The organism is Anaerotalea alkaliphila (assembly GCF_010179735.1).
Taxonomy (GTDB): Bacteria; Bacillota; Clostridia; order Lachnospirales; family Vallitaleaceae; genus Anaerotalea; species Anaerotalea alkaliphila.
In genome coordinates, this window is record NZ_JAAEEH010000004.1 from 94,056 (window position 1) to 110,159 (window position 16,104).

Below are 16,104 nucleotides of genomic sequence, written 5' to 3' on the forward strand. Positions count from 1 at the left end.
CCCGTTTCCGGCGACCTAGCGCCTCTTCCCGTACACCAGCATGCCAAAGACCAGGCATCCCAGGGCCACCCCCAGGGTTCCGGCGAAGACCGCCTTGGGACCGAACTGGTGGATCAGGGGAATGGCCGCCCCGGTGAAGATTCCGCCGCCCACGAACAATTCGAAAAGCAGCTGCTTGTAGCCGAAGCTTTCCAGGGCCGGCGTCTTGCCCTCCGGGTCCGTGACCCGCATCAGCAGGAGGCCGGTGGCCGTGACCCCCATGGACTGGCCGAAGTCCCCGATTCCCCGCTCGAACCAATAGTCCGGGAGCATCCGGGGCCCCAGCACCAGGAAGGCGAACCCTGTCCAGAGGATTCCCCCCACGGCCAGGATCAGGAAGGGCAGCATGTTCTCTCCGATGACCTTCAGGGAGAGGGTGGCCAGGGCGCTGACGATCAGGATGTCCAGGGCCAGACCCTGGATCCGGTTGACCAGTTCCCTGTCCACCGTGCGGTAGCGGTCCAGCTTCTCCAGCAGCAGCTGGACCAGGATGCCTCCCACCATGGCCAGGGGGAACAGGGGCACGTAGCGCATCAGGTAGACCCCGGTGGCCCCTCCCCAGGTGACGGCCTCCAGCCAGACCATGGCCTGCTGGAGGCCGTAGCCCAGCAGGATCCCGATGCCCACATAGCCCAGATGCAGGGAAAGGGGTTCTATGGATTCGGTCCTGGTGCTCATGTAGCCGGCCGCCTCCCGGATGTCGAACTCGTTGATCCCTTTTTTCTCCAGGTCGCTCCGGTCCGCCGTCTTCACCGGATGGACCAGCTTGTTGTTGCGGATCGCCCAGTTGATCAGGGCGATGCCGAAGAGGACCCCTCCCAGGACGCCGACGGTGGCCATGCCGATGGCCAGGTCCCCGCCTTCCGGAAATCCGACCTCTACGAAGGTGTCCCGAAGGCCGGCGGCGGTTCCATGGCCGCCCACGAAGCCGATTTCAATCAGGGCTCCCGCCGCCGGATGCATGCCGAAGACAGGCCCCAGGATGAACAGGGTCAGGAACAGGCCGACGGCGTACTGCCCGAAGGCGATCATGTAGCCCATCACCACCTGGGGGCCCGCCAGCTTCCACACGGTCCCGATCCGGGGGATCTTCTTGCCTATGAAGAGGGCCGCGAACACGATGTTGATCATGAGTCCCGGCAGGACCCGCCACGTGTCCAGCAGGAACTCCGGGACCAGGGAAACCCCGGTCATCGCCCCCAGGATTTCCGGTCCCGCCAGCAAGGCCAGCAGGCCGGCCACCAGGGAACTGGGAAGGAAGAGGTGCTGCAGCAGGGGTGTGCCCACCCGGATCCATTTCCCCAAGACCAGCACCGCCCCCAGGACCAGAAGGCTGAAACCTACGGCGTTAGGCGTCATGGGCTTCCACCTCCATCCAATCCGGTTCCTCAGGACCGCCAACACCGTCTCCACGTGTGTGCTGTTCTTGATAAGAACACATTTCATTATCCACTACGTGCTCGTGATTGTTCATACCAAACATTCCTTTCAGCTTATTGTTTTGTTTATCCAATACAATTCATTATGATGCTAATCATCATTTCTTTTTCATCTGGTTTTGATTCAGCAATCATAATTGTAAGAGCAACCAGTGTATGATTATCTATCAATTTATGCTCGTCTGCAAATAGTACACCATTTTTATCCAGAAAATGCAAAAACATCATAGCAGCAATTCTTTTATTCCCGTCTAGAAAACTATGATTTTTGGTCACAAAATATAATAGGTTTGCTGCCTTTTCTTCTAAACTTGGATATACATCATTACCTGAAAATGATTGGTATATATTTCCAATGCTACCTTGAAACGAATCATCTTTTTCTTTTCCAAACAATTCTGACTCGTTTCCAAATCTCATGATTTGAATTACTTGAATGCATTCATCATATGATAAAACATACGCGGATTCGCTTCCCTTAGGTCGTTTCATTCTTTGATGATCATAATCATCCAGCAATTCCAATGCTGTATTGTAGCGTTCAATAACAGATAACACTTGCTTTGCATCTAAACTATTTTCTGTCCTCTTCATAATACGTATCACTTCTCCTAAATCCTTGATACGTTTATGATTTACAGCATATCCTTGCATTATATACTGTTTTAATACACCATTTGCCCATTTTCGAAATGCAACACCTCTTTTTGATTTTACACGATATCCTACGGAAATAATAACATCAAGATTGTAGCACATTGGTGGCCTCGATGCTTTATTCTCACTTCTGTCGAAAATTTCGACAGAAGTACTCTTATCCAATTCTTGCTCCTTAAAAATATTTTTAATATGATAAGCGATAGACGATCGTGCCGTATCAAACAGCAGACTCATTTGCTCTTGGGTCAACCAGACCGTATCTCGGTCTGGCGTTATTGAAACTTCAAGCTCTACATTCCCATCAACAAAAAGAACAACTTCTTCTTTCTTCATTTATAAAACCCCTCGCATTTACAGCCTTTATTCTCTTCTCGTAAATATCCTCTCAAATTCTTTATGAAGAAAAAAGCTAAAATCAATTATGTGTGTTTATTAAGCAGTACGACGGTCTCCACGTGCGGGGTGCTGGGGAAGAGGTCCACGCACCGGACCCTTTCCAGCCTGTAGCCCTTCTCCAGGAACAGCTTCAGGTCCTCCACCAGGGAGGTCGGCTTGCAGGAGACATAGACGATGTCCCGGACCCCGTAGCGCAGGATCTTCTCCAGGGCCTTGTGGTGCACTCCTTCCCGGGGCGGGTCCAGGACGATCACATCCGGCTTCTCCTCCAGGCTGTCCAGGACCCCCAGCACGTCCCCGGCGATGAATTCGCAGTGTTCCAGGCCGTTCAGGGCGGCGTTCCTGCGGGCGGCCTCCACGGCCTCCTCCACAATCTCCACACCCACCGCTTTCCGGGCCACCCCCGCCAGCAGTTGGGTGATGGTCCCCGTGCCCGCGTACAGGTCGTAGACCAGCTTGTCCCGCATGTCCCCCACGTACTCCTGGACCACCCCGTAGAGGACTTCCGCTCCCAGGGAATTCGTCTGGAAGAAGCTGAAGGGGGAGATCCTGAAATCCAGCCCCAGAAGCCGCTCGTGGAAATCCAGCTCCCCGCGGAGCACCCGGGTGGAATCCGGCTTCACTGCATCCGACAAGGTGTCCGAAATCGTGTGCAGCACCCCCGTCAGGGCATGCTCCAGGGGCAGGGCCCCCAGGAGCTCCACCCAGGGAGCCAGGTCCACCTCCATCTGGGAGCTGGTCACCAGGTTCACCTGGAGCTGGCCTGTCTTCTCCCCCCGGCGCAGCAGCAGGTAGCGGAGCCATCCTTCATGGGACCGCTTATGGTAGAAGGGGATTCCCCTCTCCCGGAAAAAGGCGGTCGTGGCCTCCACGATCCTGTTGAAGTCCGGATGGACGATCCTGCAGTCGGAGGCGTCCACGATGTCGTGCATGCTTCCCCGCCGGTGCATCCCCAAGGTCAGGGGACCGTCCTTGAACGGATCCCCGAAGGAGTACTCCATCTTGTTCCTGTATCCGTATTCCCGGGGGCTGGGCGAAATACCCTCGAAAGGATAGGGGGTGTCCAGGGAGGACAGGAGCTCCTGGACTTGGGCCGCTTTCATTTCCAGCTGCTTCCCGTAGGGCATCTGCTGGTACAGGCATCCCCCGCACACCCCGAACACCGGGCAGGGGGCCTGAATCTCATAGGGTGCCGGCTCCAGGACCTTGACGACTTCCCCGTCCCAGCGGTTCTTCCTTTTCTTCTTGAGGCGGATTTCCACCTTCTGTCCGGGAAGGGCGTTCTTCACCTGGACCTGGACCCCTTCGATTTCCATCACAGCCTTGTTGGGGAAGGCCACCCTCTCCACCACACCGGCCGCCATCGTGTTCTTCTTCATAGAAAATTCTCCATTTCCGTCTTTTTCCATCCAGATGACAAAGGAGCTGATCGCTCAGCCCCTTTCTTACCATCAGTCTTGCAAAGCATCCGCTTCGGCAAAATCATCATCATCGTCAAAATCTTCATCGTAGTCGATGTCTTCAAAATCCTCTTCAAATCCCTCTTCATCGTCAAAGTCGTCCGCATTGCTGAAGAAGAGCTTGTACACGACAAGTCCGGAAATGACCAGGCCCAGGGTGACAAGTGCAACGACCAGCCAGGTGTATTCCTTCTTCCTGTTGTCGCTTTCAAAAATTGCCGGCTTGAAATTCAATTTGTGCAGCAATTCACCCAAGTGTTCCATGCTAACTAAATCGTCTCTTCTGAATCTTTCCAACATACCCGCACTTCCCTTCCTTGTTTTTTGAAAACTTCTGCACTCATTATAACATCAATGCCTCCAATTATCCAGCCTGAACTTAGACCTTCTTCAGTCCGGCAAAACTGGACAGCAGCTTCTTCACCCCGTGGCTTGGGAAATTGACGGTGACCTGGTAGTCCGCTCCGCCCGCCTCGATCCTCTGGACCTGTCCCACGCCGAACTTTCCGTGCTTCACCAGGTCCCCTTCCCCGTATTCCAGGGTCCTGTCCGACGGCCCGGGGATGGATCTCTTGGAGGAATCCCCTTGGGAAGGCTTGGCGCCATAGCGGCCGCTCCCATAGAGGCTTCCCGCATATTTCCCCGTGGTCCGGGGGGACATGCCCACCACGGGAGCCGCTTCGATGGAGGGCGTCAGCTCCGTCTCATGGACCGCCAGCAGTTCCTGGGGGATCTCCCGGATGAACCGGGAGGGCATGTTGAACTGGCTTGTCCCATGGACCAGCCGCCGCTTCACATTCAACAGGTAGAGCTGCTCCATGGCCCGGGTGATGCCCACGTAACAGAGCCGCCGCTCCTCCTCGATGTCCTCCGGGTTCCCGGAATTGATGCTCATGTAGCCGGGGAAGAGCCCGTCCTCCATCCCTCCCAGGAACACCACCGGAAATTCCAGCCCCTTGGCGCTGTGCAGGGTCATCAGGACCACCTTGTTGTCGTCCCCTTCCAGGGTGTCGATGGCAGCCACCAGGGCCACCTCCTCCAGGAATCCCACCAGGGAAGGGTCCTCCGACATGGTCTCGTACTCCGCCATCTTGGACACCAGCTCCCCGATGTTTCCCAGCCTGTCCTGGGATTCCGGGGTGTTCTCCAGCCGGAGGGCCTCCTCGTAGCCCGTCTCCTTCAGGATGGTTTCCACCAGTCCCACAAGCCCTCCCTGGGCGGCGATTCCCCTGCACTTCTCCATGAAGGCGTGGAACTGCTCCACCTTGGACGCCGCCCGGGCGATGCCGGGAATCTCCCGGGCCCGCCCCAGGGCCTCGTACATGCCGATGCCCCTTTCGTAGGCGTACTCCCCGATCCGCTCCACCGTGCTGTCCCCGATTCCCCTTTTGGGCACGTTGATGATTCTGCGCAGGGACAGGTCGTCGGCGCTGTTGTCCACCAGCACCATGTAGGCCAGGATGTCCTTGATCTCCTTCCGCTGGTAGAAGCTCACGCCACCCACCAGCTTGTAGGGGATGTTCCGCTTCACGAAGCTGTCCTCCACCGCCCTGGACTGGGCATTGGTCCTGTACAGGACCGCATGGTCCTTGTAGGTCCTGCCCGCCTTCACCCCTTCTGCGACCTGCTCCGCGATGAAGGCCGCCTCTTCCACCTCTGTGTAGAGGGTCTTGTACACGATGTCCATGCCATCCTGGTTGTCCGTCCACAGCTTCTTGGGTTTGCGCTGCCTGTTGTTGCGGATGACCCCATTGGCGGCGTCCAGGATCTTCCTGGTGGAACGGTAGTTCTGCTCCAGGCGGACCACCTGGGCGTTCCCGAAGACCGCCTCGAAGTCCAGGATGTTCCGGATGTCGGCTCCCCGGAACCGGTAGATGGACTGGTCGTCGTCCCCCACCACGCACAGGTTCCGGTGCTTCTTGGCCAGGAGATGGACCAGCCGGAACTGCACCCCGTTGGTGTCCTGGTATTCGTCCACCATGATGTAGCGGAACTTGTCCTGGTAATAGGCCAGCACATCCTCGTTCATGACGAAAAGCTCCACCGTTTTCACCAGGAGGTCGTCGAAATCCATGACGTTGCAGCTCTTCAGGCGCTGCTGGTAGAGGTCGTAGATCTTGCCTATGGTCTCCTTGCGCATGTCCCCCAGCGCGTCCTTCCGGTACTGGGCCGGACCGATGTACTGGTTCTTGGCGCCGCTGATGGCCGAGAGCACGGCGGATTCCTTGAAGTATTTGGGGTCCACGTTCAGCTGCTTCATGCACTCCCGGACCAGCTTCTTCGAATCGTCCGCGTCATAGATGGTGAAGGAGCGGTCGTAACCCACCCGGTCCGCATGCCTGCGCAGGATCCGCACACAGGAGGAGTGGAAGGTGCTGACCCAGACATCCGCGGCCGCAGCTCCCACCAGCTTGTCCACCCGCTCCCGCATCTCCTTGGCCGCCTTGTTGGTGAAGGTGATGGCCATGATCTGCCAGGGGGCCACGCCTTTTTCTTCAATCATATAGGCAATCCGGTGCGTCAGTACACGGGTCTTCCCCGAACCCGCCCCCGCAAGGAGCAGCAAGGGACCGTCCACATGAAACACGGCTGTTCTCTGGGGTTCGTTCAAACCTTTGTATTTATCCATTCATTCACCCAATTCCTTTTCTTCCGTTTTCGACTGCCCAAACATCATACCATATCCGGCGTGCAGGGTAAAGCCGCGCTTGGCACTTGTAATCCGGTTTTCGTTACTATATAATGGAGGAATCAATGCGCACCTTGCGAGGAGGCTGTCATGCCAAACAACAATTACCGCGAATTCCTGCAGGAGGTCCTGGAAACCGTACAGGAACACGATACGGTCCGCTCCGGGGACATCCCCCCCATCGACCTCTACATGGACCAGGTCACCACGTTCATGGACGAGCACCTGGGCGTATTCATGCGGGACTCCCAGGAGAAGACCCTGACCAAAACCATGATCAACAACTACAGCAAGTGCGGAATCCTCCCCCCCTCCGCCAAGAAGAAGTATTCCACCCGGCACATCGTGCTGCTCCTTATGGTCTACCACATGAAGCATGTCCTCTCCATCCCGGACATCCAGGAGCTGCTGGCCCCCGTGAAGGAACGGTTGCTGAAGCCCTCCCCCACCCTTAGCCTGGAGGCTTTCTACGACCGGATCCTGGAGGCCCAAAAGACCCAGTTCCCGGAGCTGCGCAAACAGCTGGACCGGACCCTGGACAGCGCCCAGGCTCTTTTTTCGGACGTGGAGGATCCGGAGGAACAGGAGCTCTTTTCCCTGTTCGCTGCCAGCTATCTCCTCTCCATGGAGGCCGCCACCCTGAAGCACCTGGTGGCCCGTCTGATCGACCGGCAGCCGCACCGGACCCCCCCCAAGAAATCCCCGGACAAGAAAGCTTAGGAATGCCGACCCATGCGAAAGCAGGCGCCTGAAGGACGTGAACCATTCCTTCAGGCGCCTGCTTTTCCTTATCCTTTTTTGATCCTCTCGAAGACCAAATCGTATCCGTCGTTTCCGTAGTTCAGGGAGCGGTTGACCCTGCTGATGGTGGCCGTGGAGGCCCCCGTCTTCTCCGCAATCTCCAGATAGGTGTGCTGTTCCCGGAGCATCTTCGCCACCTGCAGCCTTTGGGCCAGGGAGTGGAGCTCGTTCACAGTGCAGACATCCTCGAAGAAATCGTAGCATTCCCCGATCTCCCGCAGGCTGAGCACCGCCTGGAACAGGTAGTCCATTGCTTCCGTCTTCATGTTCTTTCCCATATGCTTCTCCTCAATTGGCTTTCTCCCGATGATAGGTCAATTTTAACACATCACCTCGTTAGAGTAAAGGCCCCCGGAAAAAATCACTTCCCGGAACCTGCCGCCAACCATTCCAGGAAACCCTGGGGGTCCGCATTCACCACCAGTTCCCGGGGGAACCCCGACTCCTCCAGGAGGGGGCGGACATTGCCGAAGTTCCCCACATCGAAGGCGATATGGGCGTCGCTGTTCGCGATCACAGGATGGTTGTGCTTGGCCGAGAGCTCCAGGATGGTCATGACCGCCACGTCCGCCTGCTGGCGGAAGCTCAAGGGGCTCAGGGACGTGTTGTTGAGCTCCAGCAGCACGTTAGAATCCTTGGCCGCCCGGACAAGCTCCTCGTAATCCAAGGGGTACCGGGCGTCGTCCGGATGCCCGATGATCCGCACCCAGGGGTTGCCCATGGCCCCCACCAGGGCTTTGGTGTTCTCGGCCTTGGATCCGTACCGGATGCAGGGGGAATGCAGGCTGGCGATGGCGTAGTCCAACCCTTTCAGGTCCTCGGGCTTCATGTCGATGCCCCCCTTGGTGTCCACGATGTTCGCCTCCACGCCCTTGAGGATCCTGACCCCCTCGATTTCGCCCGGAACCACCCACAGGTTCTGGAAATAAAAGATGTAGGCGCTCCCCGGCATGGCCGGTCCATGGTCGGCGATGCCCAGCACCTGAAGACCACGTTCTTTCGCACCCCGCACATTCTCGTACAGGGTGCTGTATGCATGTCCGCTGGCCACGGTGTGGCAGTGGACGTCCAACAATAACTCCATGGATTCCTCCCGTCTTGTCTGTTCTATTCCCGATGCATCCCCGTCAGTAGGCCAAAACCCCCAGCACCCCTCCCAGGAGGATGTACACCAGGGGGTGCTTGTCCCAGCGCGCGATCCCGTACACGAAGACCCCCAGCAGCACCAGGGACACCGGATGGAAGATGCCCAGTAGGCCTCCCCCCTGGCCTTCCGGCACCAGGATGGAGATCTTGGCGATCTGGAACACCGCCATGGCGATCAGCCCCACCACCAGGGCCCGGATCCCCTTCAGCAGATGGACCACCGTGGGGTTCTCGGCGAAGGTCTGCAGGAACCGGGAGACCAGCAGGGAAATAAGGACCCCCGGAACGCAGACGGCGATGGAAGCGGCCACCGCTCCCGCCACGCCTCCCTGGACCACTCCCACGAAGGTGGCCAGGTTGATGGCGATGGGCCCCGGGGTGGACTGGGATATGGCGATCATGTCCGCAAACTGGGCGGGACCCATCCACTGGAGCTCCTCCGCCCGGTCCTGCAGCAGCACCAGCATGGCCAGGCCACCCCCATAGGTGAAGAGGCCGATGCCAAGGAATTCCAACACAAGCCTAACCAGCATGGGAACCCCCTTCCCGCCAACGGTAGTAGCATACGCTGGCCGCGCCTCCACCTACGATGACCGCGATGGGGGATACAGGGAAGAGGAGCAGGGCCAGGAAGGCGCCCCCCGCCACCGCCGCCTGGAACCAGTCCCTGACGGTCCTGCGCAGGAGCCTCCAAACCGTCACCATCAGCAGGGCCAGGACGGCCACCCGGACCCCTTGGAGGGCCTTCTCGATCCAGGGGATCCGGCTCGCCCCTCCGTAGGCCAGGGCGATGAGCGAGATGATGATGATGGAGGGGGTGATGACCCCCAGGAAGCAGGCGATGGCTTTGGAGGTCTTCCCGATCCTGTAGCCCAGCAACGTGGCCGTGTTCACCGCCACGATCCCCGGGATGGACTGGGCCATGGCGAAGCTGTCCAGCACGGCGTCATGGCCCGCAAGCCTGTGCCGCACCACCAGCTCCCGCTCGATGATGGGCAGCATGGTGTAGCCTCCCCCGATGGTGACCAGGCCGATCTTGAAAAAAATCATGTACAGCCGCAGCCACATCTTCACAACGGACCCCTCCCCTCCATGACAGCTTCAATACGCAAGGATCACACCACCCTCGTTGGCGTAGGTGGAGCTCAGGCCCCGGGTGGGCACGATCAGGATTTCCTTGAATCCGTACCTGGCCTCCACCATTCCCTTGACCTGCTCCGCCCTGTCCCGGGCGGCGCAGTGGGCGATGACCAGGGTCTTCCCGGACAGGTCCTCCCCCTTCCCTCCGATTGTCTCCACCATCTTCCCCAGGGCCTTTCCTGTTCCCCTGGCCTTTCCAAGGAGGTCGATGGTCCCCTCCCGGGTGGCGTGGAGGATCAGCTTGATGTTCAGCACATTGGCGATGGCCGCCTTCAGGGTGCTGAGTCTTCCCGCCTTCTCCAGATGGTCCAGCCTCTCCAGCACGAACACCACCGTCATGTTCCGGATCCTCTCCTCCACCACATCCACGATTTCCTCGAACCCCATCCCCTGCCGGATGCATTCGGCTGTCCAGAGGGCGGCCAGCACCTCTCCCGATGCGGCGCTCCTGCTGTCGAACACATGGACCTTCTTCTCCGGATTCCCCTCCAGATAGAGGTTCCTGGCCAGCATGGCGCTGTTGAAGCTGCCGCTTAAGGCACTGGACAGGGTGATGATGAAGGTACCCTCCGCATCTTCCGGGATCTCCTTCAGATAATCCTCCGGGGACGGGCAGGCGCTCTTCGGATTGTTGCTGGAGGCGTTCATGATCCGGATGTAGGATGCCACATCCAGTTCTCCGTCGTCCACATAGCGGGTGCCGTCCACATCGATGGTCAGGGGGACCAGGGTGATTTCCAGCTCCCCTTTCATGCGGTCGTCCACATCGCAGGAACTGTCCGCCAGTATCTTGTATCGCATAGGCTTCTCCTTGTTCGTCGTCAATGGCTGTAGAAGGCGGAAAACAGCCGGATGCTGTCCTCCAGATCCTTCCTTCCCATCAGTTCCCTGGCCGAATGCATGGCCAGCATGGGGATGCCCATGTCCACCGTCGGCACGGGAAGGTGCCTGGCCATGAGGGGACCGATGGTCTTGCCTCCGGGGCTGTCGGAATGGTTCACGAAGAGCTGGTGCTCCACCCCCGCCAGGCCGCACAGCTGCCGGAAGGCGCCTCCGGTTTCCGGATCCCCGGCATAGCTTTGGGATGCGCTCCCCTTCAGCACCACCCCCCTGTTCAGCAGGGGCTTGTGCACCGGATCCGCCTTCTCCGGCGCGTTGGGATGGACCCCGTGGGCTCCGTCGGCGGAAATCAGGAAGGATTGGGCCAACATCCGCTGGTACTGGCTGGGGGTGCGGTTCAGCATCAGGCTGAACCGCTGCAGGACCAGCGCCGGCAGGTTGGAATCCGCCCCCGCCTTGGAACCGCTGCCCACCTCCTCATGGTCCATGAAAAGCGCCACGTTGATCCCGTGGTCATGGACCGTCTCCGCCATGGCCCGGGTGATGGCGTAGACCATGGCCAGGTCGTCGATCCGGGGGGCCGAAACGAACTCCTCCTCCAGCCCCAGCAGGACCGGCTTCTCCACCACATAAAGGCCCATGTCGTAGTCCAGGATCTCGTAGGGATCCACGTCCAGGGCCCTTGCGAGCAGCTTCCGGATCCTGCCCTCCTCTTCCCCCGGCTTGCCCAGGAGGCCTGCCAGGGGAAGCATGTCCTTCTGCTTCTTCAGCTCCACGCCCTTGTTCACATCCCGGTTCATGTGGATGGCCAGGTTCGGGATGGTGAACAGGGGCTTGCCCAGGTCCAGGGTCCGCATCCTGGGATGCAGGGTCTTTTCGGAGCGCAGGGCCACCCTTCCCGCCATGGAAAGGGGCCTGTCCATCCAGCTGGACAGGATGGGGCTGCCATAAGTCTCCACATTCAGCTTCAGGTACCCTTCCGCGGTCATTTCCGGTTCCGGCTTCAGCCGGAAGCCCGGCGAGTCCGTATGGGCCCCCAGGATCCTAAACCCGTCGGTCATGCTCCGCTTCCTGCCGATGGAGACCGCCACCAGCATGGTGGGATAGGGGCGCACCAGATACCTGCCCCCCTCCTCCACGGACCATTCCTCGGCCATGTCCAGTTCCACGAACCCGGCCTCCACCAGCCTTTGGGCGCTGGCCTCCACCGCTGTCACAGGCACGGTGGCCCTATCCAAAAACGCAAAAAAATCCTTCATCCCAGAACCTCACTCCCCTCGCTCCACGGCTGCTTCCTCTATTGTTGCTTGAAATCCGTCCATATCTTGTCGTAGACCACCGTGGTTTCACCCACGTCCACCAGGAATTCCCCCTGGGCGTAGACCGAATCGTCCGGATAGATGCCTGGATTGTTCCGGGTCTCCTCGTCGATCAGCTCCAGGGCGGCCGCATTGGGATTGGTGTAGGGGAAGCTGTCGGAACAGATCTTGCTGTTCTCCGGGCGCAGCATGAAGCTGATGAACTTCCGGGCGTTTTCTGCATTGGGCGCCCCCTTGGGGATGACGAAGTTGTCCTGCCAGAGGTAAAGGCCTTCCTCCGGCATCACGATCTTGATGTCCGGATTCTCCTTCTGGGCCATGACCGCCTCCGCGTTCCACACATAGCCTACGGAAACCTCCCCGCTGATCAGAAGGGATTTGGGGCTGTCGCTGTCGAAGGCCTTGATGTTGGGCTTCAGCGCCGCCAGTTCCCTGGCCGCCGCCTCCAGCACCCCGGGGTCCGTCTCGTTGATGGACTTGCCCAGCTTCTTCAGGGCCAGCCCCATGACCGCCCGCTGGTCGTCCAGGACCACGATGCTGTTCTCAAGGGCGGGATTCCAAAGGTCCGCATACTCCTCGATGTCGAAATCCACCTTGGAGGTGTTCACCGCCAGCAGGGCGGTCCCGGCCATGTAGGGCAGGGAATACCTGTTGCCCGGGTCGAAGGCCAGGTCCAGGTAGTTGGCCCCCAGGTTCTCCACGCCTTCGATCCCTTCCAGTCCGATTTCCTCCAGCAGCTTCTGCTGGATCATGATGTCCACCATGTAATCCGTGGAAACGGCGATGTCGTACATGCCCGGAGCCGTCATGATCTTGGCCAGCATCTCCTCGTTGGAGGAGTAGGTGTTGTAGTTCACCCGGACACCGGTCTCCTCCTCGAACTTCTCGATCAGTTCCTGGGGCAGGTATTCGGACCAGTTGAACAGGTTCAGCTCGTTGGACGCTTCCTTCTTTCCGCATCCTCCGAGCGCCAGGCCCATGGCCAGCAGGAAGGCCGCCAATGCGGCCGTTTTTCTCATTCTCATCGTTTACTCCTTCTTCAGTTTTTCCCCCAGGAGGGCCACCGTGATGGTGATCACCAGCATGACCGTGGACAGCGCGTTGATTTCAGGGCTGACGCCGAACTTGACCATGGAATAGACCTGGAGGGGAAAGGTGTTGGTGCTGGGACCGGTGACAAAAAAGCTGGTGATCACATCGTCGATGGACAAGGTGAAGGACAGCAGGGCGCCGGCGGCCACGCCGGGCAGTATCACCGGCAGGGTCACATGCAGGAACGTCTGCAGGGGACTGGCCCCCAGGTCCATGGCTGCCTCCTCGATGGCGCTGTCGAATCCCGCCATCCGGGACTTGACGGTGATGAACACGAAGGGGATGCTGAAGGTCGCATGGGCGATGACCAGGGTCCGGATCCCCAGGGGGACCCGGAAACGGCTGAAGAACATCAGCAGGGCGATGCCCAGCACAATCTCGGGGATGACCATGGGGATGTACAGCAGGTTGTCCAGCACGGCCTTTCCCTTGAACTTGTATCGGTACATGCCCACCGCCGCCAGCGTCCCCACCATGGTGGAGAGGGCCGTGGACAGGAAGGCCACCTGCAGGGAATTCCCCATGGCCCGCAGGATGTCCCGGTTGCCCATGAGCTTCCTGTACCAGTCCAGGGTGAATCCGGTCCAGACCGCGTTCAGCTTGGAGGTGTTGAAGGAAAAGACGATCAACACCAGGATGGGCACATACAGCAGGGCGAAAATCAGGACCATGTACAGCTTGGAAAAAATCTTGCGCTTCGGCATCCTACATCACCCCCATGTCGTCTTTGTCCCCGCCCAGCAGCTTCAGGTATGCCAGGACCACCAGCAGGGTCAGCAGGATCAGGATGATGGAGATGGCCGACCCGAAGGGCCAGTTCCTGGATGCCAGGAACTGGTTCTTGATCAGGTTCCCGATGATCATGTGCTTGCCGCCCCCCATCAGGTCGGGGATGAAGAAGTACCCCAGGGAGGGGATGAACACCAGCAGGGAGCCTGCCACGATGCCCGGGAGGGTCAGGGGCAGGGTCACCTGCAGGAACGTCTGGAGAGGTGTTGCCCCCAGGTCGGCGGAAGCCTCCAGAAGGCTCTTGTCCAGCTTTTCGATGATGCTGTACAGGGGCAGGATCATGAAGGGGAAGAGGGTGTAGGTCATCCCCAGGAAGATGGCCCCGTAGCTGTACAGCATCTGCAAGGGCTCCTGGATCCATCCCAGCTGCAGCAGCACCGTATTGATCAGGCCTTCGGTGCGCAGCAGCAGGATCCAGGCATAGGTCCTGACCAGGGAATTGGTCCAGAAAGGGATGATGATCAGCACCAGCAGGAGCCTGTGGTGTTTCTTCTCGGTCCCCGCCACGAAGTAGGCGAAGGGGTAGCCCAGCAGCAGGCAGCTCACCGTCGTCCCCAAGGCGATCCCCACGCTGGTCAGGAACACCTGGACATATAGGGGGTCCGCAAGGGCCCGGTAGTTCTCCAGGGTGAAATGGAACTTCACATCCCCGTAGACGCCCCGCTGGAGGAAGCTGATCAGCAGGATCAGGCCCAGGGGGACCACCATGAACAGGACCATCCACAGGTACACCGGCGAGATGGTCGCCAGGATCCCCCGCATGCTCCGCCTTCTCGAATGTTTCTTCTCCGCCATAGCCGCCTACTTTCTCAGGACCAGGGACTGGGAAGTCTGCCACCGCAGCTTCACGCTGTCTCCGGGCTGGAAACGCATCTCCATCCCTGCCTGGTCCGTCACCGTGACTTCCTTGCCGTCTGCCAGGGACACGATGGATTTGATGATGGAACCGATGTAGATGAACTCCTTGAAGGTGGCCTCCACCACCACGTCCACCGGCTGGTCCGGCTGGGTGATGAAGATCCTTTCCGGCCGGACCGTGAAGCTGACGGTCTCCCCCACCTCCAACCCTTCCCCCAGGACGGGAAGGGTGAAGTTGCTGGTCTGCACCCGGTAGACCCCCTCCTCCTCCTGGGACAGGACCGTCCCGGAAAAAAGGTTGGTCTCCCCGATGAAGTCCGCAACGAACCGGGTCCGGGGGTTTTCGTAGATTTCCACCGCCGTCCCGATCTGCTCGATCCGCCCGTCGTTCATGATGGCGATCCGGTCCGACATGGTCAGTGCCTCCTCCTGGTCGTGGGTCACGTAGACGAAGGTGATGTCCAGTTCCCGCTGGAGGTGCTTCAGCTCCACCTGCATCTGCTTCCGCAGCTTCATGTCCAAGGCGCCCAAAGGCTCGTCCAGCAGCAGGACCCGGGGTTCGTTCACGATGGCCCGGGCGATGGCCACCCGCTGCTTCTGCCCGCCGCTCAGCTGGTTGGGCCTCCGGTGCCCATACCCCTCCAGGCGCACCAGCTTCAGGGCTTCCTCCACCTTCTTCCTGATCCGGTCCTTGGGCATCTTCTTCATCTTCAGTCCGAAGCCCACGTTCTGCTCGATGTTCATGTGGGGAAAAAGGGCGTAGCTCTGGAAGACCGTGTTCACGTTCCTTTCATGGGGGGGTTGGTCCTTCACATCCTTGCCCCCGATGAGGACCTTTCCTCCGGTGGGCTCCTCGAAGCCTGCGATGATCCGCAGGGTCGTCGTCTTTCCGCATCCGCTGGACCCGAGGAACGTGAGGAATTCCCCTTCCATTATGTCCAGGTCGATATGGTCCACCGCGATGGTGTCCTCATACACCTTCTGCAGGTCTCTGATCTGTACGATGATGTTCGCTTGTTCTGCCATGGAAACCTCCTGCCGTCTTCCGTTCCTGTTCCGACTTCATTTTAGCAAAAACGCTTCCTGTTGTATAGGAAAAAGATGGAGAAAAAAGGCTAGCGCACGAGAGGCCACTGAAAAACATCATAGTTTTTCGTAGCCGCAAATTTAACCAAACAAAAACCCACCATGACCTGAAACGTTTTCAGGTCATGGTGGGTTTTTCATGTCTGTTTGTGGCCTATGATACTTTTTCTATTCCATCAGTTTTATGATGCGCTTCAGATTGACTGCGAATATGGTGACGGCACCTTGCATTTCCATGCCTGAAAGACCTGACGATGATGCAACATCATAGCCATGCCTGTGTTTGAGCTCGCTGTTTTTTGCTTCGATTTTATACCGTTCCTTGGATTTTTCCTTGAAGTGTTCACTCT

At 58.8% G+C, this 16,104-nt stretch carries 17 protein-coding genes; 1 reads left to right on the forward strand and 16 read right to left on the reverse strand.

What is annotated here, in order from left to right; genetic code table 11:
• Positions 1 to 15 precede the first annotated feature (15 nt).
• From GXN74_RS02735 to pcrA, 5 genes are all read right to left on the reverse strand, one after another.
• Entirely contained in the window at positions 16 to 1,485 is a 1,470-nt protein-coding gene (locus tag GXN74_RS02735) for a sodium/glutamate symporter (protein ID WP_212505682.1), read from the reverse strand.
• Positions 1,486 to 1,544: 59 nt separating this feature from the next.
• Positions 1,545 to 2,471, reverse strand: a complete 927-nt coding sequence (locus GXN74_RS02740; RefSeq protein WP_162369388.1) for a type II toxin-antitoxin system death-on-curing family toxin — start codon at positions 2,469 to 2,471, stop codon at positions 1,545 to 1,547.
• Positions 2,472 to 2,557: 86 nt separating this feature from the next.
• Positions 2,558 to 3,913, reverse strand: a complete 1,356-nt coding sequence (rlmD, locus tag GXN74_RS02745) for a 23S rRNA (uracil(1939)-C(5))-methyltransferase RlmD (protein WP_162369389.1) — start codon at positions 3,911 to 3,913, stop codon at positions 2,558 to 2,560.
• Positions 3,914 to 3,985: 72 nt separating this feature from the next.
• Entirely contained in the window at positions 3,986 to 4,294 is a 309-nt protein-coding gene (locus tag GXN74_RS02750; RefSeq protein ID WP_162369390.1) for a hypothetical protein, read from the reverse strand.
• 79 nt (positions 4,295 to 4,373) lie between these two features.
• Positions 4,374 to 6,623, reverse strand: coding sequence for a DNA helicase PcrA (pcrA, locus tag GXN74_RS02755; protein WP_162369391.1), 2,250 nt, complete (start codon positions 6,621 to 6,623; stop codon positions 4,374 to 4,376).
• Between the two features lie 150 nt (positions 6,624 to 6,773).
• Here pcrA and GXN74_RS02760 point away from each other — a divergent pair, with 150 nt between their 5' ends.
• Positions 6,774 to 7,403 (forward strand): DUF1836 domain-containing protein, encoded by a 630-nt coding sequence (locus GXN74_RS02760; protein WP_162369392.1) that lies wholly within the window; start codon positions 6,774 to 6,776, stop codon positions 7,401 to 7,403.
• A gap of 68 nt (positions 7,404 to 7,471) precedes the next feature.
• Here the strand turns inward: GXN74_RS02760 and GXN74_RS02765 are convergent, their stop codons facing one another.
• From GXN74_RS02765 to GXN74_RS02810, 11 genes are all read right to left on the reverse strand, one after another.
• The gene (locus tag GXN74_RS02765) at positions 7,472 to 7,762 is read right to left on the reverse strand and encodes a YerC/YecD family TrpR-related protein (RefSeq protein ID WP_162369393.1); all 291 of its coding nucleotides are present in this window, start codon (positions 7,760 to 7,762) and stop codon (positions 7,472 to 7,474) included.
• Positions 7,763 to 7,845: 83 nt separating this feature from the next.
• Positions 7,846 to 8,568: a phosphatase gene (locus tag GXN74_RS02770; RefSeq protein WP_162369394.1), complete on the reverse strand. Its 723-nt coding sequence runs from the start codon at positions 8,566 to 8,568 to the stop codon at positions 7,846 to 7,848.
• Between the two features lie 43 nt (positions 8,569 to 8,611).
• Positions 8,612 to 9,163 carry a chromate transporter gene (locus GXN74_RS02775; protein ID WP_162369395.1) on the reverse strand — a complete coding sequence of 184 codons (552 nt, stop codon included), beginning with the start codon at positions 9,161 to 9,163 and terminating at the stop codon, positions 8,612 to 8,614.
• Positions 9,153 to 9,698, reverse strand: coding sequence for a chromate transporter (locus tag GXN74_RS02780; RefSeq protein WP_246208566.1), 546 nt, complete (start codon positions 9,696 to 9,698; stop codon positions 9,153 to 9,155). Before GXN74_RS02780 ends, GXN74_RS02775 begins: the two co-directional genes overlap by 11 nt.
• Positions 9,699 to 9,731: 33 nt before the next feature.
• A complete protein-coding gene (locus tag GXN74_RS02785) occupies positions 9,732 to 10,571 on the reverse strand; it encodes a DegV family protein (protein WP_162369397.1) in 840 nt (279 codons plus the stop codon).
• 20 nt (positions 10,572 to 10,591) lie between these two features.
• Positions 10,592 to 11,869 (reverse strand): M18 family aminopeptidase, encoded by a 1,278-nt coding sequence (locus tag GXN74_RS02790; RefSeq protein WP_162369398.1) that lies wholly within the window; start codon positions 11,867 to 11,869, stop codon positions 10,592 to 10,594.
• Between the two features lie 38 nt (positions 11,870 to 11,907).
• Positions 11,908 to 12,954 carry a polyamine ABC transporter substrate-binding protein gene (locus tag GXN74_RS14820; protein WP_343032783.1) on the reverse strand — a complete coding sequence of 349 codons (1,047 nt, stop codon included), beginning with the start codon at positions 12,952 to 12,954 and terminating at the stop codon, positions 11,908 to 11,910.
• Positions 12,955 to 12,957: 3 nt separating this feature from the next.
• Positions 12,958 to 13,725: an ABC transporter permease gene (locus tag GXN74_RS14825; protein WP_343032784.1), complete on the reverse strand. Its 768-nt coding sequence runs from the start codon at positions 13,723 to 13,725 to the stop codon at positions 12,958 to 12,960.
• A gap of 1 nt (position 13,726) precedes the next feature.
• On the reverse strand, positions 13,727 to 14,605 hold the full coding sequence (locus GXN74_RS02800; protein ID WP_162369399.1) for an ABC transporter permease: 879 nt from the start codon (positions 14,603 to 14,605) through the stop codon (positions 13,727 to 13,729).
• Positions 14,606 to 14,611: 6 nt separating this feature from the next.
• A complete protein-coding gene (locus GXN74_RS02805) occupies positions 14,612 to 15,694 on the reverse strand; it encodes an ABC transporter ATP-binding protein (RefSeq protein ID WP_162369400.1) in 1,083 nt (360 codons plus the stop codon).
• Between the two features lie 228 nt (positions 15,695 to 15,922).
• The coding region (locus GXN74_RS02810) for a transposase (protein WP_212505683.1) at positions 15,923 to 16,104 on the reverse strand (182 nt) is incomplete at its 5' end.

Bases quoted from the DNA above. Each gene is read 5' to 3' on its own strand.
- GXN74_RS14825 (WP_343032784.1), bottom strand. From the start codon at position 13,725: ATGCCGAAGCGCAAGATTTTTTCCAAGCTGTACATGGTCCTGATTTTC.
- GXN74_RS02780 (WP_246208566.1), bottom strand. From the start codon at position 9,698: ATGTGGCTGCGGCTGTACATGATTTTTTTCAAGATCGGCCTGGTCACC.
- GXN74_RS02790 (WP_162369398.1), bottom strand. From the start codon at position 11,869: ATGAAGGATTTTTTTGCGTTTTTGGATAGGGCCACCGTGCCTGTGACA.
- GXN74_RS02785 (WP_162369397.1), bottom strand. From the start codon at position 10,571: ATGCGATACAAGATACTGGCGGACAGTTCCTGCGATGTGGACGACCGC.
- GXN74_RS02800 (WP_162369399.1), bottom strand. From the start codon at position 14,605: ATGGCGGAGAAGAAACATTCGAGAAGGCGGAGCATGCGGGGGATCCTG.
- GXN74_RS02735 (WP_212505682.1), bottom strand. From the start codon at position 1,485: ATGAAATGTGTTCTTATCAAGAACAGCACACACGTGGAGACGGTGTTG.
- GXN74_RS02750 (WP_162369390.1), bottom strand. From the start codon at position 4,294: ATGTTGGAAAGATTCAGAAGAGACGATTTAGTTAGCATGGAACACTTG.
- GXN74_RS14820 (WP_343032783.1), bottom strand. From the start codon at position 12,954: ATGAGAATGAGAAAAACGGCCGCATTGGCGGCCTTCCTGCTGGCCATG.
- GXN74_RS02760 (WP_162369392.1), top strand. From the start codon at position 6,774: ATGCCAAACAACAATTACCGCGAATTCCTGCAGGAGGTCCTGGAAACC.
- GXN74_RS02740 (WP_162369388.1), bottom strand. From the start codon at position 2,471: ATGAAGAAAGAAGAAGTTGTTCTTTTTGTTGATGGGAATGTAGAGCTT.
- GXN74_RS02775 (WP_162369395.1), bottom strand. From the start codon at position 9,163: ATGCTGGTTAGGCTTGTGTTGGAATTCCTTGGCATCGGCCTCTTCACC.
- rlmD (WP_162369389.1), bottom strand. From the start codon at position 3,913: ATGAAGAAGAACACGATGGCGGCCGGTGTGGTGGAGAGGGTGGCCTTC.
- pcrA (WP_162369391.1), bottom strand. From the start codon at position 6,623: ATGGATAAATACAAAGGTTTGAACGAACCCCAGAGAACAGCCGTGTTT.
- GXN74_RS02765 (WP_162369393.1), bottom strand. From the start codon at position 7,762: ATGGGAAAGAACATGAAGACGGAAGCAATGGACTACCTGTTCCAGGCG.
- GXN74_RS02805 (WP_162369400.1), bottom strand. From the start codon at position 15,694: ATGGCAGAACAAGCGAACATCATCGTACAGATCAGAGACCTGCAGAAG.
- GXN74_RS02770 (WP_162369394.1), bottom strand. From the start codon at position 8,568: ATGGAGTTATTGTTGGACGTCCACTGCCACACCGTGGCCAGCGGACAT.